The organism is Sporosarcina sp. 179-K 3D1 HS (genome assembly GCF_047228905.1).
Lineage (GTDB): Bacteria > Bacillota > Bacilli > Bacillales_A > Planococcaceae > Sporosarcina.
In genome coordinates this window covers 102,407-125,868 of record NZ_JBFEGI010000002.1, presented here as the reverse complement: position 1 = coordinate 125,868, position 23,462 = coordinate 102,407, and the positions used below count along the sequence as shown (strand labels likewise).

The following is a 23,462-nucleotide window of genomic DNA, read 5'->3' as shown; positions in this document are numbered from 1 at the left end:
ATGACTTATATTTTACAAGTGGATTTTCAGCATGATGGCCCATTCGGTGATAATATGGTGGCTGCCTTTACAGAGTTGGCAGAAAGCATTAATGAGGAACAAGGGTTCATTTGGAAAATATGGACTGAGAACGAAGAGACGAAAGAAGCAGGAGGCATCTATTTGTTTGAAACGGAGGAAGATGCGGAACGCTATCTGGCCATGCACACGGACAGGTTGACAGGATTTGGCGTACCAGCCGTCAACGCCAAGATTTTCAAGACGAATGCCGTATTAAGCAAGCTGAATCGGGGGCCAATCCGATAGCCTATCGGGAAAACAACCTAGCACGGATCGATTGCAACTGATCCGTGCTTTTTTCGCCGAACCGGCAGACGAAAAGTGTTTCATACTGCCGTCCAGCAATCATTAAGGAAAAAGATGTTCATCTCTAGCCATTCTGGGTATATCTATCGTATAGGAGTGAAACTGATGAAACGCTTCGTCCTACTGGTCCTTCTCCTCCTACTGTCCGGTTGTTCGGAACAGACGCAATCCGTTGGCGGACCGCCGCCGTTTGCAACCTTGGCGACCGGGTTGGATGCACCATGGTCCATTTCAACGGATGGGGAACGGTTTTTCATTTCCGAACGTACGGGAAATATTGTACGAGTGGACCCGGATGGACGAGCCGTCCGTGAGTCCGTAACCTTGTCACAACCGCTGTCCACTGCTGCGGAAGCCGGTTTGATGGGATTTGTGCTCCGTCCGGATTTCCGGACTTCCCGTTCAGCCTACGCCTACTACACATATGACTCGGACGGCATCCCGGTCAACCGGATTGTCACGTTATCATATAATGGCAGTACGTGGCGGGAGCAAGACATTCTCCTGGATGGCATCCGCTCAGGCCAAGTTCACCACGGCGGCCGCCTTGCCCTTTCCCCTGACGGGACGCTCTATGCAACAATAGGCGACGGAGCTCGTCCTGAATCTGCACAAGACCCGAATTCATGGAACGGGAAAATCATTGCACTTCAAGAGAATGGTTCCTTTCGTGTAATCAGTTCGGGGCATCGGAATCCGCAAGGGCTGGCGTGGGATGAAGATAGGACACTATTCGCCTCCGAGCACGGGCAAACCGCAAATGACGAAATCAATAAAATCGTGCCAGGTACCAATTATGGCTGGCCGATCGTCCAAGGGCGGGAGACACGCATCGGAATGGAGCCGCCACTTCTCACCTCCGACCCGTCCGAAACATGGGCCCCTTCCGGCATGGCGTTCCATAAGGGACTCCTCTATGTCGCCGCGCTTCGTGGTCAGGCCGTTTTAGTCATCGATCCGGCCCAAGCGGAAGTTGTTGATCGAATCGAAGGATTCGGCCGTGTCCGTGACGTGTTCTCAGACGGCCAATCTCTTTACTTCATCACCAATAATACTGATGGTCGTGGCAGTCCGTCGAGGGACGATGACCGGCTGATCCAGTTCGGCACATGACAGCGGCTCCACAGTTGTTCAGGTCCGCCAAGCCATGTATAATGTAGGAAGACTTGCATAGTGCTGGAAAAGCGCATTTTGGACTTTCAACCCTGAAGTAACTGTCGAACCTCGTCATGGTGGACGGTTGCTTCTTTTTTCAGTTTACTGCTTTTTCGAGTGTATATAATTCGCTAAAAATTCGTATGGAAAAGTTTTGTTCGACATTGTAAAATAAAGCGATTATAATTGTGCTTTAGCTGCAACGGGCTAGTGCCTTAATTTCTGCAAACAACGCAGAAATTAAGGCAAATCGAACCCTTCGCTGTTCGATTCGCAATTACGCCGAGGCGTAATTGATCATTTAGTTATGACAGCACGTATTTTAAGTGAAAGGCGTGAGTGTTAGGTTGGAAAATAAGCTGAAATTGTACGGCTTTAACAACCTCACCAAGACACTTAGCTTCAACATCTATGATGTGAGCTATGCAAAAAGTGAGCGGGAGCAGAAGGATTATATTGCCTATATCGATGAGCAATACAACTCTGAGCGATTGACGAAAATCCTATATAATGTGACGGAAATCATCGGAGCGCACGTCCTGAACGTGAGCAAGCAGGATTATGATCCGCAAGGTGCAAGTGTGACCATCTTGATCACAGAGCAATCGATTCCAGTCGGCCTGATTGACGAATCCTGCAATCTGGGCGAAATGAACATCTTAAAAACCCGTGATTCCGTCGTCGGTCATCTCGATAAAAGCCATGTTACTGTCCACACATATCCCGAATATCACCCTGACAATTCGATCGCTACCTTCCGGGTGGATATCGAAGTTTCGACATGCGGTGAAATATCGCCTTTGAAAGCACTTGATTACCTAATCGGCAGTTTCGATTCGGATATTATCACAACCGACTATCGAGTCCGAGGATTCACACGGGATGATCAAGGGAAGAAGTTATTCATGGACCACAAAATGACGTCGATTCAAGATTATATCGATAGCGAAACATTACAGAAATATGATGCCATCGATGTCAACGTCTACCAATCCAATATTTTTCACACCAAGCTGTTGATTAAAGACATCAATTTGCAAAATTATTTATTTAACACGGACGTCTATGAAATTCCTCCCAAGGAGAGGCTCCGCATTACGAATAATTTACGCAAAGAAATGATTGAAATCTTCAGCGGTTCCAATATATATGACGAATATAATGAGTGAGGGGTGATAAGATGGGACCTCTTTCGCAACATAGAGCCCCTATTATGGAAGCCTTGAATGAATATAAAGCGATGCGGGTCGTGCCATTCGACGTGCCGGGCCATAAGCGCGGACGGGGCAATCCCGCATTGGCCGATTTTTTGGGTGAAAAAGCCTTGTCTTTCGATGTTAACTCGATGAAGCCGCTCGACAACTTATGTCATCCGGTGTCCGTCATCCGGGAAGCGGAAGAATTAGCGGCTGAGGCATTTGGGGCAAAGCATGCGTTCTTCATGGTGAACGGCACGACTTCCGCGGTCCAAGCGATGGTCATGACTGCCTGTAAAGCGGGCGAGAAAATCATCATGCCGCGCAATGTTCACCGCAGCGCGATTAATGCGCTTATTCTTAGCGGAGCGGTTCCAGTCTACGTCAACCCAGGCGTCAACAGCAAACTCGGAATCCCGCTAGGCATGTCCGTAGAAGAAGTAAAGCAAGCGATTTTGGAAAATCCTGATGCCAAGGCGATTTTGATTAACAACCCGACCTATTACGGTATCTGTTCCAATTTACAAGCGATTACCGATTTGGCACATGAACACGGCATGCTTGTGCTCGTGGATGAAGCCCACGGGACCCATTTCTATTTCGGGGAAGATCTCCCTGCTTCCGCGATGTCCGTCGGTGCCGACATGGCGTCCGTTAGCATGCACAAATCAGGCGGTTCGCTGACGCAAAGTTCGTTTTTATTGATCAATAACGAGATGAGTGAGGGGTACACCCGGCAGATCATTAACTTGACCCAGACGACAAGCGGGTCTTATTTATTGCTCTCCTCCCTCGACATTTCAAGAAGGAATCTGGCACTTCATGGGAAAGAGACATTCCGTAAAGTGACGGAGATGGCTCAGTACACCCGCGACGAGATTAATAAAATTGGCGGCTACTATGCCTTTTCAAAAGAATTGATCGATGGTGACACGGTTTACGATTATGACGTGACCAAACTATCCGTCCATACGATCGATATCGGGCTTGCGGGAGTCGAAGTGTACGATATTCTTCGCGATGAATACGATATCCAGATCGAATTCGGTGACCTTGGCAACCTGCTGGCCTATATCTCGGTCGGGGATCGCCAGCTAGATTTGGAGCGGCTCGTCGCCGCCCTAGGGGAAATCAAAAGACGGTACTCACGTGACAAAAGCGGGCTATTCGATCACGAATACATCAAGCCGATCATTGCAGAGACGCCTCAAGCGGCATTTTATTCGCCGAAAAAGACATTGCCGATCTCGGAAAGCGCCGGCCATGTCGCAAGCGAATTTGTCATGGCATATCCGCCCGGCATACCAATCCTCGCTCCCGGCGAACGGATTACAGACGAAATCGTAGCATACATCGATTACTGCAAAGAAAAAGGTTGTTTCCTCACCGGTACCGAAGATAGTCGTATTGAGTTCATCAACGTGTTGAAAGAGGAGGTCGAGGCATGAATTTATGGTTCACGGAACACCACTCGCCCAATGTCAAATTCTCGATTAAAGTGGACAAACATCTCTACTCGGGCCAAAGTGAATTTCAGAAAATCGACATTTTACAGACACCTGAATTCGGAAGAGTATTAACATTGGACGGGCTTGTCATGTGTACGGAGAAAGACGAATTCATCTACCATGAAATGATCACCCATGTAGCGATGGCAACACACCCGCACATCAAGAACGTCCTCGTCATCGGCGCAGGAGATGGCGGAACGGTACGGGAACTGGTGAAGTATCCGACCATCGAAAACATCGACATGGTGGAGATCGATCAGATGGTCGTCGATGTGTGCATGGAATATATGCCACAGACAGCATCCAAACTGACAGATCCCCGAGTCCACCTCTATTTCGAAGACGGTTTGAAATTTGTCCGCAAGAAAGAGAACGAATATGATTTAATCATCGTTGATTCGACGGATCCATTCGGACCGGGTGAAGGTTTGTTTACGAAAGAATTTTATGGGAATTGTTATAAAGCACTGACAGAAGAAGGGATTCTCGTTAATCAACACGAAAGTCCTTTCTATGAGGAAGACGCCCTCGGCATGAAAAGGGCCCATCAAAAGATCATGGGATTCTTCCCGATTTCTGATGTGTATCAGGTGCATATCCCGACCTACCCATCCGGTCACTGGCTATTCGGCTTTGCTTCGAAGAAGTTTGATCCGATCCAGGATTTGGATGCTTCTGCATGGAACGGCCTGGGTCTGGAAACACGATACTATAATCCGAAGATCCATGTCGGTTCGTTTGCTCTACCAAACTATGTAAAGGAGCAATTGAAAGATGTTGAACCGAAACATTGAAACTTTCATCGGCTGTGATAATGAGTATGAAGAGTCAGGAATCGTCATTTTCGGCGCCCCTTTCGACTCGACGACCTCATTCCGTCCCGGCACCCGGTTCGCCAGCAAGGCGATGCGGGGCGACTCATTCGGAATCGAGACGTATAGCCCCTACCAAGATAAAGACTTGGAGGATATCGCCATTTTTGACGGTGGCGATCTAGAGCTGAGCTTCGGCAATACGGAACGGGCTCTCGGGCAGATCGAGGAGTTCACAGCAAAAGTCTTATCAGACGGCAAGATTCCGTGCATGATCGGCGGCGAGCATTTGGTCACTTTGGGGACGATGCGGGCTGTTGCCAAGCATTATCCCGATGTCCATGTCATCCAATTCGATGCACATGCCGATTTGCGGGAAGACTATTTGGGCGAATCTTTGTCGCATGCGACGGTCATCCACCGGGTATGGGACTTGCTAGGGGACAATCGGATCTACCAATTCGGCATCCGCTCAGGTGACCGCAGCGAATTCCAATGGGGCAAAGACCGTGTCTTTACGAATAAATTCAATTTCAACGGTCTTACCGATGTAATTGATAAATTGAAAGGAAAACCGGTTTATTTGACGATTGACTTGGACGTCCTCGACCCATCCGTTTTCCCCGGAACCGGGACACCGGAAGCTGGCGGCGTCAGCTTTATGGAATTATTGCAAGCGATCCTACAAGTGAGCGAGCTCAATATTATCGGTTGCGATGTTAATGAGCTTTCCCCGCCTTACGATCAAAGCGGTGTATCGACAGCAGTCGCATGCAAAGTGCTGCGTGAATTATTGTTGGCAATCAGTTCAAAAAACTAATATAAAAATGGTGGTGTTTTTAAAATGGGTAAAGCTTTAATTATTGGTGCTGGTGGAGTTGCAAGTGTAGTCGTTCATAAATGTTGTCAGGTGCCTGACGTGTTTGAAGAAATTTGCATCGCCAGCCGGACGAAGTCAAAATGTGATGCGTTGAAAGAAAAGTTGGATGGCGGCCGTACGAAAATCCAGACGGCACAAGTCGATGCGGATAATGTCGAAGAACTTGTCGCGTTAATCAATGAGTTTAAACCGGATATCGTAATCAACGTTGCTCTTCCTTACCAAGACTTGACGATTATGGACGCTTGCCTTGAAACAGGCGTGCACTACTTGGACACAGCCAACTATGAGCCGCTGGATACGGCGAAATTTGAATATAAATGGCAATGGGCGTACAGAGAAAAGTTCGAGAAAGCGGGTCTCACAGCTCTGCTCGGCAGCGGCTTCGACCCTGGCGTGACGGGCGTCTTCTCCGCCTACGCGCAAAAACACTATTTTGACGAAATCCACCAGATTGATATCGTCGATGCCAATGCGGGTGACCACGGCTATCCATTCGCCACGAACTTCAACCCGGAAATCAACATCCGTGAAATTACAGCAAACGGCCGCTACTGGGAAAATGGGGAGTTTATTGAGACGGAACCTTTGGAATTAAAACGTGTCTATGACCTGCCTGAAATCGGTCCAAAAGATGTGTACTTGCTATACCACGAAGAACTGGAATCCTTGGCGGTCAATATTAAAGGCATTAAAAAGATCCGCTTCTGGATGACGTTCTCCGAGAAATACTTGACGCATTTGCGCGTGTTAGAAAACGTCGGCATGACTTCCATCGAACCGATTGAATTCGAAGGTCAGCAAATCGTGCCATTGCAATTCTTGAAAGCCGTACTGCCGGACCCTGCTTCCCTTGGACCACGTACAAAAGGAAAAACGAATATCGGCTGTATTTTCCAAGGCGTGAAAGACGGCGAAGAGAAAACGTATTATGTTTATAACATCTGTGACCACCAAGAGTGTTACCGCGAAGTCGGTTCACAAGCAATTTCCTATACAACTGGCGTACCGGCTATGATTGGCGCGATGATGATCCTGACAGGTAAATGGAACAAACCAGGCGTTTACAACGTAGAGGAATTTGATCCGGATCCGTTTATGGAAGCGTTGAATGAATACGGCTTGCCATGGCAAGAAGATTTCAACCCTGTATTGATCGATTAAGGAGGAGCGACCGAATTGAATTTTGATGTACACGCAGTCCCCTCCCCTTCTTATGTGGTGGACGAAGGATTGCTCATCCAGAACTTGGAGAAACTGAAATCCGTCATCGACCGGACCGGCTGCAAAATTTTGCTTGCCCAAAAGGGGTTTTCGATGTTTTCGGTCTATCCGCTTATCGGGAAATATTTGAATGGCGTTACATCGAGCGGTTTATTGGAAGCAAGGCTTGGCTATGAGGAAATGGGCAAAGAAGTGCATACGTATGCACCCGCCTTTTCCGAAGCGGAGTTCGATGACATCCTGAAATATTCCGATCACATTGTCTTTAATTCATTCCGCCAGTGGATTCAATTTAAAGAGCGAGTGCAGAACTACCCAAAGCAGATCGAGTGCGGCATCCGCATCAACCCGGAATATTCGGAGATTGAAGTCGATTTGTACAATCCGTGTTTCGCGTACTCCCGTTTCGGCGTGACGCTCGACCAATTCGAACCGGACCAGTTGGATGGCATTAGCGGCCTTCATTTCCATACAATGTGCGAGCAAAACTCCGACACGTTGGAGCGGACGATCCAAGTCGTAGACGAGAAGTTCGGCAAGTATTTAAAGAACATGAAGTGGATCAATTTCGGGGGAGGGCACCATATTACAAGATCGGATTATGATGTGGAAACGCTCATCCGCTCCATCCAGTTCATGCAGGACAAATACGGATTGGAAGTATATTTGGAACCCGGCGAAGCGATCGCATTGAATACGGGATTCCTCGTCGCGACTGTGATGGACACGATGTATAATGGGATGCCGATTGCAATCCTGGACACATCCGCCACGACCCATATGCCGGATGTATTGGAAATGCCATACCGCCCGGAAATTATCGGCGCGGGCATGCCCGGGGAAAAAGCCCATACGTTCCGTCTCGGCGGACCGACTTGCCTAGCCGGAGACGTCATCGGGGATTACTCCTTTGACGAACCATTGAAGCCAGGAGACAAACTTGTTTTCTGCGACATGGCTCATTACTCCATGGTGAAAAACAATACATTCAACGGCATCAACCTGCCGTCCATCGTCTTGAACTCAGTCGATAATGGCATCCAAGTCATCAAAGAATTCGGCTATGAAGATTTCAAGGAGCGATTGTCGTAAGAAAGAAACCCGCCAAGCACGCGTTGCGCCGCTTGGCGGGTTTTTCTATAGGTTATGCTGCTGGACCACGCTCAAATTTCTATGCAAGTGATTATAAATCGCGTCGGCCGCTCATATCCCCCAGCAAGTGATCATAAACCCGACGGACCGCTCATATCTCCCACCAAGCGATCATAAATCCCAACGACCGCTCATATCCCACGGCAAGCGATCATAAATCCAAATGGCTAATCGTCCTCGGGCACAACATCCAGTATCTTTTTTTACCATTATAAAGAAATTATGCTTTTTGACAATTAAATGATAACGCTTACAACTCTCCACAATATGATCTTGTTAGTCCTTGCCTGCTCTGAAAGCATTTATATCAACCTTTTAATCTAAATCCTTAGTTGACAGGTATACTTTATTTATTTATAATTACATCTAGTTAACAGAATAGTTTTTACTTGCAGAAATAAACAAATTGGAGGACAAAGGAAATGAGAAAACATCATCGTAAAGTACTACTTACACTCATCTCAATCATTTTACTGCTGGCGGTTGCTGCTTGCGGGAAAAAGGAAGGAGCTAACGCTTCCGCTGAATCCGAGAAGAAAGTATTAAAGGTCGGCACTACTGGACTTGTATATCCATTCTCTTTTAAAGAAAACGATAAATTACAAGGATTTGATGTGGAAGTGATAGAGAAGGTCGCCGAAAATTTAGGATATGAAATCCAGTGGCAGCTTGCCGATTTCAGCGGCCTAATGGGACAATTGGAATCAGGTAAGATTGACACGGTTGCCAATCAGGTCGCCGTTAATGCGGAGCGCCAGGAAAAGTTCAATTTCACCGGGCCATACGCGTATGACGGTACTCAGATTTTAGTAAGAGAAGATAACAACGAAATCCAATCCGTGGAAGACTTGAAAGGGAAAACCGTTGCTGCGGTACTTGGCTCTAACCACGCGAAAAACTTGGAAACTGCTGACACGTCGGGTGAAGTGAAAATTAAAACTTATGAAGCCCATGATGGCACGCTGCATGAAGTGGAATTTGGCCGCGTTGATGCGTATGTCAGCGGACGGAATATTCTATCCGCGGAACTCGGAAAAATCGATTTGCCGTTGAAAATGGTCGGCGAGCCGATCACTTTTCAGGAAGTCGCCTTCCCTTTCGTGAAAGAGGAAGAAAATGACGCTCTCATTGAAGAGTTCAACAAAGTCATCGACAAACTTCGCGAAGATGGCACACTCAAAGAGATTTCCGATAAATATTTCAAAGAAGATATTACAGTTGAAGCAAATAATTGATTAAACAGGCAGGCGGTGCCCGAAAGCTATGAATTTCGATCTACAATATATGTTGCAAGTGTTTCCTACGTTAATTAAATACATTCCGTTGACCCTGGGGTTGGCTGTGGTATCGATGATTTTCGCCATAATCATCGGACTAATCATGGCATTGATTACAAAATATAAGGTGCCCGTGCTGTACCAATTTACAGCCGTCTTCCTCTCCTTTTTCCGGGCCATCCCGATGCTCGCGTTGCTATTCCTCATTTACTTCGGATTGCCCCAGATGGTCCCGTCACTGTCCATCTTGAATGCAGTGACGGCGGCGATCATCGGGTTAAGCCTGAAAAACGCAGCGTATTTGGCAGAGATTTTCCGGGCTGCCATCAATTCGGTCGATGAAGGTCAGCTGGAGGCTTGTCATTCGATCGGGATGACGAAATTCCAGGCGATGTACCGGATTGTGTTGCCACAAGCGGTGCGGAATGCAGTGCCTGCCACAGGCAATATTTTCATCGGTTTAGTGAAAGAGACCTCTTTGGCTTTTACGCTAGGAGTCGCCGAGATTTTCGCCCAAGGAAAAATGATGGCTTCCGCCTCCCTGAATTATTTTGAAACCTATTTGGCCGTGGCCCTAATTTATTGGATGCTCACCATCATCTACACTTACTTGCAAGGATTGATGGAGCGCCGGTTGAATAAGCCGTATGAAGTGTAGGAGGTAACGTACTTATGATTCATGTACATAATTTAAAGAAAAAGTTCAAGGATCTCGTCGTTCTGGATGGTATCGATATCAAAGTTAACCGAGGGGAAACCGTCGCAATTATCGGGCCATCCGGTTCGGGGAAATCCACCCTCCTCCGCTGCTTGAACCTATTGGAAAAACCGGATAGCGGGACCATCCAAATCGGTGACGCCGCGCTCAATGCGGAAAAATATAGCCGGGACGAGGCGCGGCAACTGCAAAAGAAGACTGCCATGGTGTTCCAAAACTATAATTTATTCAAAAATAAAAATGCCCTGCAAAATGTCATGGAGCCGCTGCTCATTTCAAAACAGGCTGGTGCAGAGGAAGCGAAGCAAATAGCGCTCGACCTGTTGGGACAAGTGGGGCTCTCCCATAAAGCGGACAGTTATCCGGTCACGTTATCGGGCGGTCAACAGCAGCGCATCGGCATTGCCCGGGCACTTGCTGTCCGGTCGCACGCCATCTTGTTGGACGAGCCGACTTCCGCGCTGGATCCCGAACTGGTCTCGGAAGTCTTGCACGTCATTAAAGACTTGGCGGAAAAGCAAATGACCATGATCATCGTTACGCATGAAATGGGATTCGCCCGTGATGTGGCAGACAAAGTTATCTTCATGGCTGATGGAAAAATCATCGAGCAAGGAACAGCCGCCGAAGTGCTCGACCACCCCCAAAACCCGCGGACCCGGAAGTTTTTGCAACAAACTTCATGAACGGAAAATGCAAAAAGAGCTTGGCTATTTTACCAAGCTCTTTTCTGTTCATTTTAAATAAAACCACTTATTGATTTCGGGTCTTCAATCATTTTTATATTCCAAAATATCCCCGGGTTGGCATTCCAAAGCTTTGCAAACTGCCTCTAAAGTCGAGAGCCTGATTGCTTTTGCCTTTCCATTTTTCAATATGGACAGGTTAGCCATCGTTATTCCAACCTTCTCCGATAGTTCCGTCACGCTCATTTTCCTTTTAGCCAACATGACATCAATATTGATAATAATTGCCATCGCTTTCACCTCAGACCGTTAAATCATTTTCTAATTTAATATCTATAGCATGTGTAAGCAGCTTTTGAAGAACGGCGGCAAAGACAGCTATCACCATGGAAGCAAAAGTAATGACCAATCCGATTAACACGACACCGGGGGCATCGTCTGCGTCTGCTATCTGAAAGATGATCGGTAATTCCACTGCATACAAAATACTAATTGTGATAGCACAGTATTTTATATTCTTTAATGCAAGAACCGATAATTCCGAGAATGCTTTGTTCTTGTCAATATAGGTTAATAGTTTCAAAGTCTGGTACAGGGCAAAGAAAAATATCATGGCCGTTGCATACATGCCGAATAAAAAAAGATATTTTGCAGAAGTGAATGCCGGCATTATCTTGGCCACATATTCCGATAACACTGGCAATACAAAGATACAAATAGCAAGGACAGGCAATCCCATAAGAACCACGACGAACTTTAAAAAGACTGTTTCTCGTTTCACCAAAAGCACCTCTCCATTTATTTTTCTTTTTAACTTTAGCAGGTCTTTTATCGAGTTACAATAAATAATTATTCTTTTCTATTGTATTCTTATCGTTATGTAAATATCCTATTGATTTTAAGCAAAATAAAACCCCACGGTCTCGCCTAAGACGGTGGGGTTGGTTCTGTATTCATTTTTTCATAGAAGTGCATCCAGGCCTCTTGGATGCCACCTGCGCAATGGGAAGTGGCGCGGTAAAGTAGAGGGTCGGGTTGAAGGATGGCGAGCTCTTCTTGAGCATTTCCGACAATGACGGATGGATAATCAAGGCTGAGCATGTCAAGATCGTTCCCGGAGTCGCCTGCGATGAGGACTTGTACATTATCGTTGGCATACGTATCAATAACATATTGGAGTGCTTCCCCTTTCCCGCTCTTCATCGGAAGGATGTCGACATCCCGGTTAGAGCTGACAATCAACTTATGGGGTAGTTTTTCCTGGATAAGCGCTTCTTCTACTTGATAAACTGTTCGTTCATCTCCGTTTTCCATCGTGTAGGAGACCCGTTTTTCATTCGGCAGAAGTTGTCTTTTCAATTCAGGGAACCGGGCTACGATTCCGGCAATTTCAACCGGGTCCCAATTCGCCTGCATTCGCTTGGCCCACTCAGCATCTTCATTGAAGTGCTTACCCACATATATTGATGCTCCCACATCTGAAATGAGGATGTCAGGTACCGGCAACCCCTCTTCTTCAATCAAAAGCAAAGCTGAGCTCAGATGCCGTCCCGTCACATAAATGAATGAAACATCATAAGGCTGCTCTTCATAATATTTCAAAAGTGAACGAAGCGCCTCTTCATCACCCACTAACGTACCATCGAGATCGGTCGCCAACATATGCGTTTTGCTTTTCAAGTTTGATCACCTCATACAAATTATCCATTTTCTCAGATAATGTCGACCACCGGAAGGCCCGGTTCGCATGGAGGAACGCTTTTTCTCCTAGTTGTTCAGTAAAATCTTGATTGACAATCAAAGTTTCCATCGACTGTGCCAGGTGTCCCACATCATTTTTCTTGACATGTATTCCGGTCACCCGATCCTTCACCACATCTTTCAATCCTCCAACCTTCGAAGCGATGACCGGGCATCCACATGCCTGTGACTCCGCAGCCACCATGCCGAATGATTCGTAAAAGGAAGGAACGATGGTGCTGATGGCTCCGTTGAATAGCGAAGCGAGTTGTTTTTGCGTCTGGGACCCGAGAAAGTCAATGCGATGCTCCAGTCCCGCAACCGCTTGTCGCAACATTTTCTTCTTGGGCAATTTTTTTGTCGAGTCGACATTCGTCGAATCGCCCCCAGCTATGAGTAGTTTGGTCGACGATGGAACCGCATTGGAATCGACCAGTTTACGGAACGCATCCACTAATACGTAAATTCCTTTCGTCTTTTCCAACCTCCCTGCAAATGCAAAGTATGGAGCTGTCTCCATAGCGGTATTATTAGGATAAAACGCTTCATCCACACCGATGGGAATTACAACTACCTGCGCAGGTTCCGGTACGAAGCTGTGAATCAAATCTTTTTCGGAATCCGTGGTCGCCACTATGGTGTCCACGGACCGCAAGATGATTTTTTCAGCGGAGAGGCGGGTTTTATCTGTAACTCCCGTCGCCATTTCTTTCGCTTTCCCTAATGAATGATTTGTATGAATCCACGGGAGATTAAATTCCTGTTGTATATAGAGGCCCAGCACGCCCGAAAGCCAATAATGGGTATGGACCATATCGTAGGAATCGATTTCGATTGTTTGCTTCATTTCCCTGTAAAACTGAGGCAACATACTAAACATCTCATTTTTCGAAATGAATGTTTTATTTCCTGCCGCAATCCGGATGACCCGACAATTCGTTCCAAAATACTCTATTTCGGAATCCTCAGGATTGGCCCAATGTGTAATGACATCTATTTGATTTCCATGCTCGCAAAGCGCCTCCGCCAATTGTCTGACATAGTTGTTTTGTCCTCCTGCTTGCTCACTGCCCAGGGGAGCGAGTGGATCGCCATGGTCTGAAATAAACAAAATCCTTTTCCGCAAATTACGAATCCCCTTTCCACCTAGTTCTTAAGTCAAATAAATTTGGCAAGTAATCGACAATATTCTACTTACTTCATTTACCCAGTGCAAAAAAAGCTAAACTTTTTGCTAGTTTTAGAGATAGGAACGAAACGTGTGAGGACGGGCCAAAGAGGGAAGAGTAGAAATGGATAAGAACAATAAGAAAGAAGGATGGACAACATATGCTTAGACCGAAAGAATCCGGGTGGGATCATTCCTTAGACTTGTTGGCGGAAGGATACTCATTCATCCGCAGCCGGGCGGAAACATTCGATGCCCCGCTGTTCGAAACGCGAATTATGGGGAAAAAGATGATCTGCATGACAGGGAAAGAAGCGGTTCAATTATTTTATGACGACAATCGCTTTCAACGCCATGGCGCCGTTCCGAAACGAATCCAGAAGTCGCTGTTCGGCGTTGGCGGTGTCCAAACGTTGGATGGAGAACTCCACTTGATCCGAAAAAAACTGTTCCTATCGCTTATGACGGAAGAAAAACTCGCGGAGCTCCACAGGCTGACATTGGCACAATGGCGCTTATGGGCAATGAAACGGGCAGGTCGCGAGGTGGTTTTATTTGACGAAACGGAAGAGATCTTATGCCGAGTGGCTTGCTTATGGGCAGGCGTGCCCCTGAAGGAATCCGATTTGGCAGTGCGCGCATACGAGTTAGGAGCGATGGTCGATGCGTTTGGCGGAGTCGGCCCGCGTTATCAAGAAGGGGTGAAAGCGAGGAAGCGAGCGGAACAATGGATTGTGTCGCTGATTGAAAAATGCCGTGCCGGCGCTGTTGAAATTGAAGATGGGAGGGCTATTCATGCAGTAGTAACACACCGGGATGCGGACAGCCAGATGCTTGATATCCGCATCGCGGCTGTTGAATTGATCAACGTCCTGCGTCCAATTGTAGCGGTAGCCCGTTTCGTCATTTTTGGAGCCTTGGCTTTACATGACTTTCCCGAATACAAGGAGAAGCTGAAAGAGTATGGAGAGGATTATCTGGAAATGTTCTCCCACGAAGTGCGCAGATATTATCCGTTCGCCCCGATGCTGGGGGCCAAAGTCCGTTATGACTTCAAATGGAAGGGCTACCACTTTGCCAAAGGAGAGACAGTGCTCCTCGACTTGTACGGAACAAACCATGACCCGGAGCTGTGGGAAAATCCGAATATTTTTCGTCCGGAACGGTTTGAAGAGAGAAAGGAAGACTTGTATGAATTTGTGCCCCAAGGTGGCGGTGATCCAAACACAGGCCATCGATGCCCCGGTGAAAAAGCGACGGTGGAAATCATGAAAGCGAGCTTTCGATTCTTAGTGGAGGACCTTGATTATGAAGTAGTTGACGGCCAAGATTTGACCGTTAGCTTCGTCCGAATGCCGACATTGCCGAAAAGCCGATTTGTCATTCGGATGAAATCATAAGGCGTTGGTAATGGCAAATGTTTAAAACCTTCGGAAGAGGGAATTATATATATCGGGGTACCCCCTGCCCCACTCTCCCCTGCACATCAAGGAGGAAATAGCAACATGATCAATAATGAAGATACAAAAATGGAAATTAAACGAGAAGAAATCATTGAAGAACTTGTTGAAAATGGTGTTTTCAAAATCCATGGTAAACAACTATATGAACTGCCCTTATACACATTAGTGAAAGAACATATGATTACCACCCAATAAAACAGGCTGTCCCGCATGCAACGGGACAGCCTGTTTTGATATATAAGTGCTTTGTGGACACCCGGTGTCCGCTCTCTTACACGCCCACTTTCCCTTCGACATACGCTGTGGTAGCCCAGGCGAGGCCCTCTTTCAAAATCCGGACCATTTCCCTCAACTGCTCTTCATTCGTGGCGAGCGGGGGCATGAAGACAACGACGTCGCCAAGCGGCCGGGTGATCATGCCAAGTTCCCGCATTTTTAATGTCGAGCGGTAGCCGACACGCCATTCGAACGGGAACGGCTCTTTTGTCCCCCGATCTTGTACCAATTCAATCCCGCACATAAGGCCGCACTGTCGGATGTCGCCGATATGGTCCAGCTCCCATAGGTCTTGCAACAATTCGGTGAGCAGCTCTGCCTTTGTGCTCGCTTGGTCCACTAACTGTTCCCGTTCGAAGATGTCCAAATTCGCAAGGGCCGCTGCGCAACCAAGTTGATTGCCCGTATACGAATGGCCATGGAAGAACGTTTTCATTTCTTCATATTCTCCATAAAATGCGTCGTACACCTTTTCAGTCGCAAGCGTGGCCGCCACTGGCAAGTACCCGCCGGTCAACCCTTTTGCCACCGTCATCAAATCCGGCCGCACTTCCTCATGTTCGACGGCGAACATTTTCCCTGTGCGTCCGAATCCTGTTGCCACCTCGTCCACGATGTATAAAATATCGAACTCACGACACAGGGCTTCGACCCCTTTCAAATACCCCTGCGGCATGATGTTCATCCCCCCGGCTCCTTGCACGATCGGCTCCACCGTCATTCCTGCAATTTCACTATGCCGCTCTTCGAATAATTCGCGGAGCGAACGCAAGCTCTCTTCACAAACCGTTTGCTCATTGCCTGATGGATGACGATAGACAGTAGGGAATGGCACGACAAGCGCATCAAACAGCAGCGACGTATACACTTTATGATACAGTTCGATGGATCCGACACTCATTGTCCCGACCGTATCCCCGTGATAGCCGTTACTCAATGTCACGAATTTCGTCTTCTCTGGCCGCCCTATATTTTGCCAATATTGATAAGCCATTTTCACAGCGATTTCTACAGCTGTCGCACCGCTATCCGAATAAAACACCCTTGTCAGTCCTTCCGGCGCAATACCGACTAATCTTTCCGCGAGCAGAACGGAAGGTACATTAGCTGCGCCAAGTAAAGTCGAGTGGGCGATCGATTCCAGCTGCTTCCGGATCGCCTCGTCAATTTCCGCCTTGCGATGACCATGGACATTCAACCACAGGGACGAATAACCATCCAAATATTCATTCCCGAAAATATCCTTTACAACGACCCCTTCACCACTTTCAATGATTAACGGATCCCGTTCGTAATCGGACATTTGCGTAAACGGCAGCCACATATATTTCTTACTCTTCTCAAGCAATTGTTGCGGATTCATATCCCATCGCCCCCCTGATCAATTCAAAATCCCAATCGGCATAGTACTGTTTTCGCTTTTCCGCATCAGCCAATGTCTCATGGATGTTATCGCAATACGGCACAGTACCAATGATCGGCACGTCGGCTAATCGCCGGACCATTTCCATATTGTCCTTCACAACTGCTTCCTCGTCGTTATGTATATAATTAAAAATCACACCTGCAATCGGGATCTTCCTCTTTCGCATTGCCTCAACCGTCAAAACAGTATGATTGATTGTCCCCACGCCGGCCTTTGCCACAATGATGGCTGGAACTCCAAGCCCTTCCATCCAATCGACCACGCAATATCCCTCTGTCGTGAGTGGCACAAACAAACCGCCTGCTCCTTCCACGATTACCGTGCCATATGCCGCTTCCAATTCCTCCATTCTGGTCTGAATCAATGAAAAATCGATATTCACTCCTTCTAGATCGGCCGCCAAATGAGGGGAGCATGCTTTTTTCAATAAATAAAGACACGCTTCTTCGGCCTTTTCCTCTTCCCTTACCAACCGGTACATTTCGGGATCGGGGGCCACCCAGTCGCCGTCCTTCTCCACCGCACCAGATTGGATCGGCTTAAAAGGGAAACAAGAATGTCCATGATTCTCCAGAAAGCTTGTCAACAACGTAGTCACCATCGTTTTCCCCACGTCGGTATCAGTTCCGGTTACAAATAAAACAACCATCGCAAAACCTCCAAAAATATGTTAACTTATTTAAATTTTATGTTAACATATATTTTGTACATCTACAATTACCAATTAGGAGGGGAAGAAATGAAAGCGAAAGATATCGTTACTTGCGCATTATTTGCGGCTTTGATGGGGGTGGGGGCCAATGTGGCGCCATTACTGACAATCGGGGGCGTGCCGATTACGCTACAATTATTGTTTGCTATTATTGCGGGCGGTTTGCTTGGGAGCAGATTGGGGGCGTTTTCAATGGCAGCCTATTTGTTTATCGGCTTGGCGGGTGCGCCGATTTTCGCACAGTTCAAAGGGGGACTCGGGAGCCTATTCAGTCCGACATTCGGCTATGTCATCTCATTCGTCTTCGTTGCGTATCTCGTCGGAAAGTTATTCGAAAAGGAAAAAATGAATTGGCTCACCTATATCGGTGCCGGGTCACTGTCCATCCTCGTAAACTACGGCATCGGCACGAATTATATGTATCTCGCATTCAAATACTGGGTGGCAGCACCGGAAGGATTCAGCTATCTCATGGCATGGTCCTGGATGGTAGCGTATTTACCATTAGATATCGGTGTGACGATCATGTCATTAATCTTAATCCCCCGCTTGCAAAAAGCGCTCAAGCGGCAACCGGTAGCAAATCAACCCGCCGCTTGAAACTGGTGACAGGCACCCAAACAAACGTGAAAGTTAAAACATTCACGTTTGTTTGAACTAACATGATTGTTTCAGTACCTGGCACCCCCGTAGATGACCCGCAACGGTCTACCCGCGTTCCAAGTCGTAAGGAATTGACGGGTTCGGAGACGGCCGATTTCCAGTAAATTGTCCTTCTCCTCATCATCCAAGTCAAACTGGGTGGAACTTATATCATCGACCGGGATGAACACAACATCTTTTTCCAGCTCACGTGAAATATATTTTTCATCGTGGGCATTTTTCATTGTAGAAAAGAGAGCTTCAAACAAATGTAAGGCATTCTCGATCGTTCTCCCCTGCATCTCTTCTTTGCGCCGGCTCAGTTTGATACCCACTATCGGCCGTTCCCTTTTACCGTCCTCGCCATCGAAAATCCACATCGGGAAATTGCTCAGCACCCCGCCATCAACAACAATCGTCTCGCCCGCTGCCTGCAAACGGACCGGTTCAAAAAAGTACGGAATTCCGCAGCTCATCCGCAAAGCGCGAGCAATTGAAAAGTTTCCGGCATCAATGCCGTATCGTTCCAAATCGTCAGGCAAGATGAGTATTTTACCGTTCGTCAGGTCGGAAGCGACCAATTTCAAGGAACCCGGCGGCAAGTCGGAAAACGTATAGACCCCTCTCCTAGCAAGCTTGTCGAGAAACCACATTTCCAATTCCTTGCCTTGATACAATCCCATCCTCCAATAGAGGGCAATCCACTTCATGAACGAGAATGGGATCAGCGTTTTACGCGGATCCAATAACGACTGGAAATCAACCTCTGCGAGCATCGATTCAATTTCCTTCCCTGAATATCCGGCTGCCAGAAAGCTGGCAAGAATGGCCCCCGCACTTGTTCCGGCAAGACGTTGAAATCGATAGCCTTTATCCTCCAACTCCTGAACAGCCCCCACCAATGCAAAGCCCTTCAATCCACCTCCTGAAAACACCCCATCAATTCTCATCTATTTCCCCTCCTTTTATTTCTGCCCTAGTTACACTGTAGAAATCTGATGCAAAAAGTAGAACAAATTCATATAAAATCAACAATCCAATAAAACCTACTTGACTAATAGGATTAATAATAATAGAATTCAATTATCTCTATATTCATTGTTTAATCCTTTTACCAGAGATTAGGCAATAAAAATAAATTTTGTGAGGTTGATTCCGTTGGTACTACAAGTGAAAAACAGTCCTTTCGATGAAGAGCAAGTGGAATTGCTCAACCGCCTTCTGCCCAACACTACGGAAGCACAACAGATCTGGTTAAGCGGCTATCTAACTGCTTTATACGGATCTGCGGCAACAGCATCCGCCGGAGTAGCGGTATTGGAACGACCTGAAGCCAAGACGGAACAGGTTGTCGCTGTTAAAGAAGTCACCGTTCTCTATGGATCTCAAACCGGCAATAGTCAAGGAATTGCCGAGGAGTTATCAAACAAACTGAAGGAACAAAAGTTTAATGTGACACTCACCTCCATGAGCGATTTCAAGCCCAATGCGCTGAAAAAAATCGAGCATTTGTTCATTGTGGTGAGTACACAAGGCGAAGGCGACCCTCCGGACACAGCCATTCAGTTCCATGAGTTCCTGCATAGTAAACGAGCGCCTAAACTGGATCAGTTGCGCTTTTCGGTCCTTTCATTGGGAGATAGCTCATATGAGTTTTTCTGCCAAACCGGCAAGGAGTTTGACAGTCGGCTGGAAGAATTAGGCGCTACCCGACTGACCCCACGTGTGGATTGTGATTTGGACTATGATGATTCGGCCGCCGAGTGGTTTGAAAATGTATTAAGCGCTTTGGATGAAGTTACCGTGGGATCCGCCCATTCTTCACATGATTCGGCAGCTGCCTTTGCCAGCGATGCCGGGCAATCCACTTATTCGCGGACCCGTCCATTCCAGGCCGAAGTATTCGAAAATATCAATCTGAATGGCCGCGGCTCCAATAAGGAAACACGTCATTTGGAGTTATCCCTGGAAGGTTCAGGCTTGGAATATGAGCCAGGCGACAGTTTAGGCATTTACCCAGAAAACGACGGGCAACTGGTCGATGCCCTTATCCAAGAGGCAGGATGGAATCCGAATGAATCCATTCCGATTAATAAACAAGGCGAGCGGCGCTCTTTGAGGGAAGCTCTTCTTCATCATTATGAAATTACCGTCCTGACAAAACCGCTCTTGGAACAAGCATCCCAATTTACGAAATCGGACACCTTGCGGAATTTATTGAAACCGGAAAATGCGGCAGAGTTGAGAAGTTATATTGTCGGCCGCGATTTGCAGGATGTCTTGCGTGACTTCGGTCCGTGGAATGTTTCGGCAAGTGAGTTCGTGTCCATTTTACGTAAACTTCCTGCCCGTCTCTATTCGATTGCCAGTAGTTTACAAGCCAACCCCGATGAAGTGCATGTGACTGTAGGTGTCGTTCGGTATGAAGCGCACGGACGAGATCGGAATGGTGTGTGTTCGGTGCAGCTGGCGGAACGAGTGGAGCCCGGTGATACGCTGCCCGTCTACATCCATAAAAATCCGAATTTCAAGCTCCCGGAAAATCCGGACACACCGATTATCATGATTGGCCCAGGTACAGGAGTCGCTCCGTTCCGTTCGTTTTTGGAAGAACGGGAGGAAACCGGCGCTGTCGGAAAGTCATGGCTGTTCTTCGGCGATCAGCATTATGTAACAGACTTCTTATATCAAATCGAATGGCAACGTTGGTTGAAAGAAGGCGTGTTAACAAAATTGGACGTCGCTTTCTCCCGGGACACGGATGAGAAGATTTATGTGCAACATCGGATGCAGGCCCATAGTCGGGAACTCTATCAATGGATAGAAGATGGTGCGGTTCTCTACGTTTGCGGAGACGAACAGTATATGGCCAAAGACGTACACTCCACTTTAATTTCTATCTTAGAAAATGAAGGCGGGATGAGCACGGAAATGGCCGAGGCTTATTTAACCAAGTTACAGCAGCAAAAACGTTATCAACGCGATGTATACTAAGTCCAACTTGAAAGGGGAAATTTAAAACAATGACTAAAACGCTACCTATTCACATGCAGGATGGACCACCGAGTGATGTGGAAATCATCAAAGAAGAAAGCAATTACTTACGAGGATCCCTTGCCGAAACGATGCAAGATGATCTCAGTGCCGGAATCCCCGATGACGATAACCGGTTAATGAAATTCCATGGCAGCTATTTGCAGGATGATCGGGATTTGCGGAACGAACGGCAAAGGCAGAAGTTGGAGCCCGCCTACCAATTCATGGTGCGTGTCCGCACCCCCGCAGGTGTCGCTACGCCGCAACAATGGCTTGTATTGGATAACTTGGCTCATAAATATGGAAATGGGACCTTGAAATTGACAACCCGGCAAGCTTTTCAAATGCACGGCATCTTAAAGTGGAATATGAAAAAGAATCTCCAGGAAATCAATGACGTTCTGTTCGATACGATGGCAGCCTGCGGAGATGTCAATCGGAATGTCATGTGCAGCCCAAATCCCGACCTGTCCAATGTGCATACAGAGGTTTTTGAGTGGGCGAAGCGGTTAAGTGATGATTTGCTGCCAAAAACAAATGCGTATCATGAGATTTGGCTGGATGACGAAAAAGTCGTGGATAGTACGGAATCAGTCGAAGTCGTAGAACCGATGTACGGAGCCCTTTATTTACCGCGAAAATTTAAAATCGGAATTGCCGTCCCTCCTGCGAACGATGTGGATGTATTCTCCCAAGATATCGGATTTATCGCGATTGTCGAGGAGGGGAAACTGCAAGGGTTTAATGTCGCAGTCGGCGGTGGAATGGGCATGACGCATGGCGACACGAATACGTATCCTCAATTGGCACGGGTTATTGGATTTTGCCGAAGCGAACAAGTAGTGGAAGTGGCAGAGAAACTGATTACGATCCAACGTGACTACGGAAACCGTTCCGTCCGGAAATATGCCCGCTTCAAATATACAATTGATGCGCGAGGCCTGGATTGGCTCGTTGGCGAGCTGACAGAGAGACTGGGCTGGACCTTGGAGGAAGCACGAGCCTACCATTTTGATCACAACGGCGACCGCTATGGCTGGGTCAAGGGGTCCAACGGCAAATGGCAGTATACGCTTTTCATCCAGAACGGCCGGGTCAAAGATTTTGAAGGCTACCCGCTGATGACGGGATTACGTGAAATTGCAAAGGTGCATACCGGTGATTTCCGATTGAGCCCGAACCAGAACTTGGTCATCGGTGGCGTGACGGAACAAAAGAAAACTGTCATCTCAAAGCTTTTGGAACAATATAACCTGTCGGACGGCAAACAGCATTCCGCGCTTAGACGAAATTCATTGGCATGTGTGGCTTTCCCGACTTGCGGATTGGCCATGGCGGAAGCGGAACGCTATCTCCCTTCTCTGATTGATAAGCTGGAAGTGCTATTGGATAAAGCCGGCTTGCGTGATGAAGAAATCACAATACGGATGACCGGTTGCCCGAATGGATGCGCCCGACCGTCCCTTGCGGAAATCGGCTTCATCGGAAAAGGACCTGGAAAATACAATCTCTATTTGGGCGGTGGTTTCTCGGGTAATCGACTAAGTAAACTCTATCGTGAAAATATTGGGGAAGAAGAAATATTAGAAGCGCTCCACCCGATCCTCAACCACTATGCAAAAGAGCGGGAGGAGAAGGAACATTTCGGAGACTTCGTCATCCGGAACGGCTACGTGAAAGAAGTGACTTCCGGAACGAATTTCCATGCTTGATTCCGGCGAGTGTTGCCACTCATTTTACAACTAGCCTACTAATTGCCAAGATAAAGAGTACCTGCCAACGATTTGTTCGGCAGGTACTCTTTTATGTATTCAACGCATCTACGCCTATTGTGAGCATCTAATTTATCCAGTAATGAATAACACCCTACTTAACAATAAACAACCCGTTTTCAGCATTTTTATAATTTATTAATACTCACATATAAATACCTATACATGTATGAATATACATGATATAATCTTCCATAACATTGTTTCAGCAATTTATTTCTTCCAGAATAATAGGTTCATACTTACAATC

Annotated in this window: 23 protein-coding genes; 16 read left to right on the top strand and 7 right to left on the bottom strand. The window is 47.1% G+C overall.

Annotation, left to right across the window (positions count from 1 at the left end; genetic code table 11):
* From AB1K83_RS03305 to AB1K83_RS03255, 11 genes are all read left to right on the top strand, one after another.
* Positions 1–306, top strand: a complete 306-nt coding sequence (locus AB1K83_RS03305; protein WP_413056731.1) for a monooxygenase — start codon at positions 1–3, stop codon at positions 304–306.
* Between the two features lie 165 nt (positions 307–471).
* Positions 472–1,479: a PQQ-dependent sugar dehydrogenase gene (locus tag AB1K83_RS03300; protein WP_413056730.1), complete on the top strand. Its 1,008-nt coding sequence runs from the start codon at positions 472–474 to the stop codon at positions 1,477–1,479.
* Between the two features lie 389 nt (positions 1,480–1,868).
* The gene (gene speD, locus AB1K83_RS03295; RefSeq protein WP_413056729.1) at positions 1,869–2,690 is read left to right on the top strand and encodes an adenosylmethionine decarboxylase; all 822 of its coding nucleotides are present in this window, start codon (positions 1,869–1,871) and stop codon (positions 2,688–2,690) included.
* A gap of 11 nt (positions 2,691–2,701) precedes the next feature.
* The gene (locus tag AB1K83_RS03290; RefSeq protein WP_413056728.1) at positions 2,702–4,165 is read left to right on the top strand and encodes an aminotransferase class I/II-fold pyridoxal phosphate-dependent enzyme; all 1,464 of its coding nucleotides are present in this window, start codon (positions 2,702–2,704) and stop codon (positions 4,163–4,165) included.
* Positions 4,162–5,022, top strand: coding sequence for a polyamine aminopropyltransferase (gene speE / locus AB1K83_RS03285; RefSeq protein ID WP_413056727.1), 861 nt, complete (start codon positions 4,162–4,164; stop codon positions 5,020–5,022). Before AB1K83_RS03290 ends, speE begins: the two co-directional genes overlap by 4 nt.
* Positions 5,003–5,860 carry an agmatinase gene (speB, locus tag AB1K83_RS03280; RefSeq protein WP_413056726.1) on the top strand — a complete coding sequence of 286 codons (858 nt, stop codon included), beginning with the start codon at positions 5,003–5,005 and terminating at the stop codon, positions 5,858–5,860. The genes speE and speB overlap by 20 nt, the downstream gene beginning before the upstream one ends.
* Before the next feature lie 24 nt (positions 5,861–5,884).
* Positions 5,885–7,084: a saccharopine dehydrogenase family protein gene (locus AB1K83_RS03275; protein WP_413056725.1), complete on the top strand. Its 1,200-nt coding sequence runs from the start codon at positions 5,885–5,887 to the stop codon at positions 7,082–7,084.
* Between the two features lie 15 nt (positions 7,085–7,099).
* Positions 7,100–8,236 carry a carboxynorspermidine decarboxylase gene (gene nspC / locus AB1K83_RS03270; RefSeq protein WP_413056724.1) on the top strand — a complete coding sequence of 379 codons (1,137 nt, stop codon included), beginning with the start codon at positions 7,100–7,102 and terminating at the stop codon, positions 8,234–8,236.
* A gap of 482 nt (positions 8,237–8,718) precedes the next feature.
* On the top strand, positions 8,719–9,531 hold the full coding sequence (locus AB1K83_RS03265; RefSeq protein WP_413056723.1) for an amino acid ABC transporter substrate-binding protein: 813 nt from the start codon (positions 8,719–8,721) through the stop codon (positions 9,529–9,531).
* A 28-nt stretch (positions 9,532–9,559) separates the two neighbouring features.
* Positions 9,560–10,231: an amino acid ABC transporter permease gene (locus tag AB1K83_RS03260; RefSeq protein WP_413056722.1), complete on the top strand. Its 672-nt coding sequence runs from the start codon at positions 9,560–9,562 to the stop codon at positions 10,229–10,231.
* 14 nt (positions 10,232–10,245) lie between these two features.
* Positions 10,246–10,977 (top strand): amino acid ABC transporter ATP-binding protein, encoded by a 732-nt coding sequence (locus AB1K83_RS03255; protein ID WP_413056721.1) that lies wholly within the window; start codon positions 10,246–10,248, stop codon positions 10,975–10,977.
* An 84-nt stretch (positions 10,978–11,061) separates the two neighbouring features.
* Here the strand turns inward: AB1K83_RS03255 and AB1K83_RS03250 are convergent, their stop codons facing one another.
* The 4 genes from AB1K83_RS03250 to AB1K83_RS03235 form a co-directional block, all read right to left on the bottom strand.
* Positions 11,062–11,268 (bottom strand): helix-turn-helix domain-containing protein, encoded by a 207-nt coding sequence (locus tag AB1K83_RS03250; protein ID WP_413056720.1) that lies wholly within the window; start codon positions 11,266–11,268, stop codon positions 11,062–11,064.
* Between the two features lie 10 nt (positions 11,269–11,278).
* Entirely contained in the window at positions 11,279–11,758 is a 480-nt protein-coding gene (locus AB1K83_RS03245; protein ID WP_413056719.1) for a DUF2975 domain-containing protein, read from the bottom strand.
* A 146-nt stretch (positions 11,759–11,904) separates the two neighbouring features.
* Entirely contained in the window at positions 11,905–12,657 is a 753-nt protein-coding gene (locus AB1K83_RS03240) for an HAD-IIB family hydrolase (RefSeq protein WP_413056718.1), read from the bottom strand.
* Complete coding sequence (locus AB1K83_RS03235) at positions 12,602–13,843, bottom strand: glycosyltransferase (protein WP_413056717.1); 1,242 nt, start codon at positions 13,841–13,843, stop codon at positions 12,602–12,604. The genes AB1K83_RS03240 and AB1K83_RS03235 overlap by 56 nt, the downstream gene beginning before the upstream one ends.
* Positions 13,844–14,046: 203 nt before the next feature.
* Between AB1K83_RS03235 and AB1K83_RS03230 the strand changes: the two genes are divergently transcribed.
* Both AB1K83_RS03230 and fbpA read left to right on the top strand, forming a co-directional pair.
* Positions 14,047–15,285 carry a cytochrome P450 gene (locus tag AB1K83_RS03230; protein ID WP_413056716.1) on the top strand — a complete coding sequence of 413 codons (1,239 nt, stop codon included), beginning with the start codon at positions 14,047–14,049 and terminating at the stop codon, positions 15,283–15,285.
* Positions 15,286–15,390: 105 nt separating this feature from the next.
* Positions 15,391–15,543, top strand: coding sequence for a Fur-regulated basic protein FbpA (gene fbpA, locus AB1K83_RS03225; protein WP_413056715.1), 153 nt, complete (start codon positions 15,391–15,393; stop codon positions 15,541–15,543).
* Positions 15,544–15,619: 76 nt separating this feature from the next.
* On the opposite strand, the gene bioA is transcribed toward fbpA, so the two are convergent.
* Positions 15,620–16,987, bottom strand: a complete 1,368-nt coding sequence (gene bioA / locus AB1K83_RS03220) for an adenosylmethionine--8-amino-7-oxononanoate transaminase (RefSeq protein WP_413056714.1) — start codon at positions 16,985–16,987, stop codon at positions 15,620–15,622.
* The gene (bioD, locus tag AB1K83_RS03215) at positions 16,965–17,699 is read right to left on the bottom strand and encodes a dethiobiotin synthase (RefSeq protein ID WP_413056713.1); all 735 of its coding nucleotides are present in this window, start codon (positions 17,697–17,699) and stop codon (positions 16,965–16,967) included. Before bioD ends, bioA begins: the two co-directional genes overlap by 23 nt.
* Before the next feature lie 90 nt (positions 17,700–17,789).
* Here bioD and AB1K83_RS03210 point away from each other — a divergent pair, with 90 nt between their 5' ends.
* On the top strand, positions 17,790–18,362 hold the full coding sequence (locus AB1K83_RS03210; protein WP_413056712.1) for a biotin transporter BioY: 573 nt from the start codon (positions 17,790–17,792) through the stop codon (positions 18,360–18,362).
* A gap of 71 nt (positions 18,363–18,433) precedes the next feature.
* On the opposite strand, the gene AB1K83_RS03205 is transcribed toward AB1K83_RS03210, so the two are convergent.
* Positions 18,434–19,354, bottom strand: coding sequence for a patatin-like phospholipase family protein (locus AB1K83_RS03205; protein ID WP_413056711.1), 921 nt, complete (start codon positions 19,352–19,354; stop codon positions 18,434–18,436).
* Between the two features lie 208 nt (positions 19,355–19,562).
* On the opposite strand from AB1K83_RS03205, the gene AB1K83_RS03200 reads away from it, so the two are divergent.
* Positions 19,563–21,398, top strand: a complete 1,836-nt coding sequence (locus AB1K83_RS03200; protein ID WP_413056710.1) for an assimilatory sulfite reductase (NADPH) flavoprotein subunit — start codon at positions 19,563–19,565, stop codon at positions 21,396–21,398.
* Positions 21,399–21,427: 29 nt separating this feature from the next.
* Positions 21,428–23,152, top strand: a complete 1,725-nt coding sequence (gene cysI, locus AB1K83_RS03195; RefSeq protein ID WP_413056709.1) for an assimilatory sulfite reductase (NADPH) hemoprotein subunit — start codon at positions 21,428–21,430, stop codon at positions 23,150–23,152.
* The last annotated feature ends 310 nt before the right edge of the window (positions 23,153–23,462 follow it).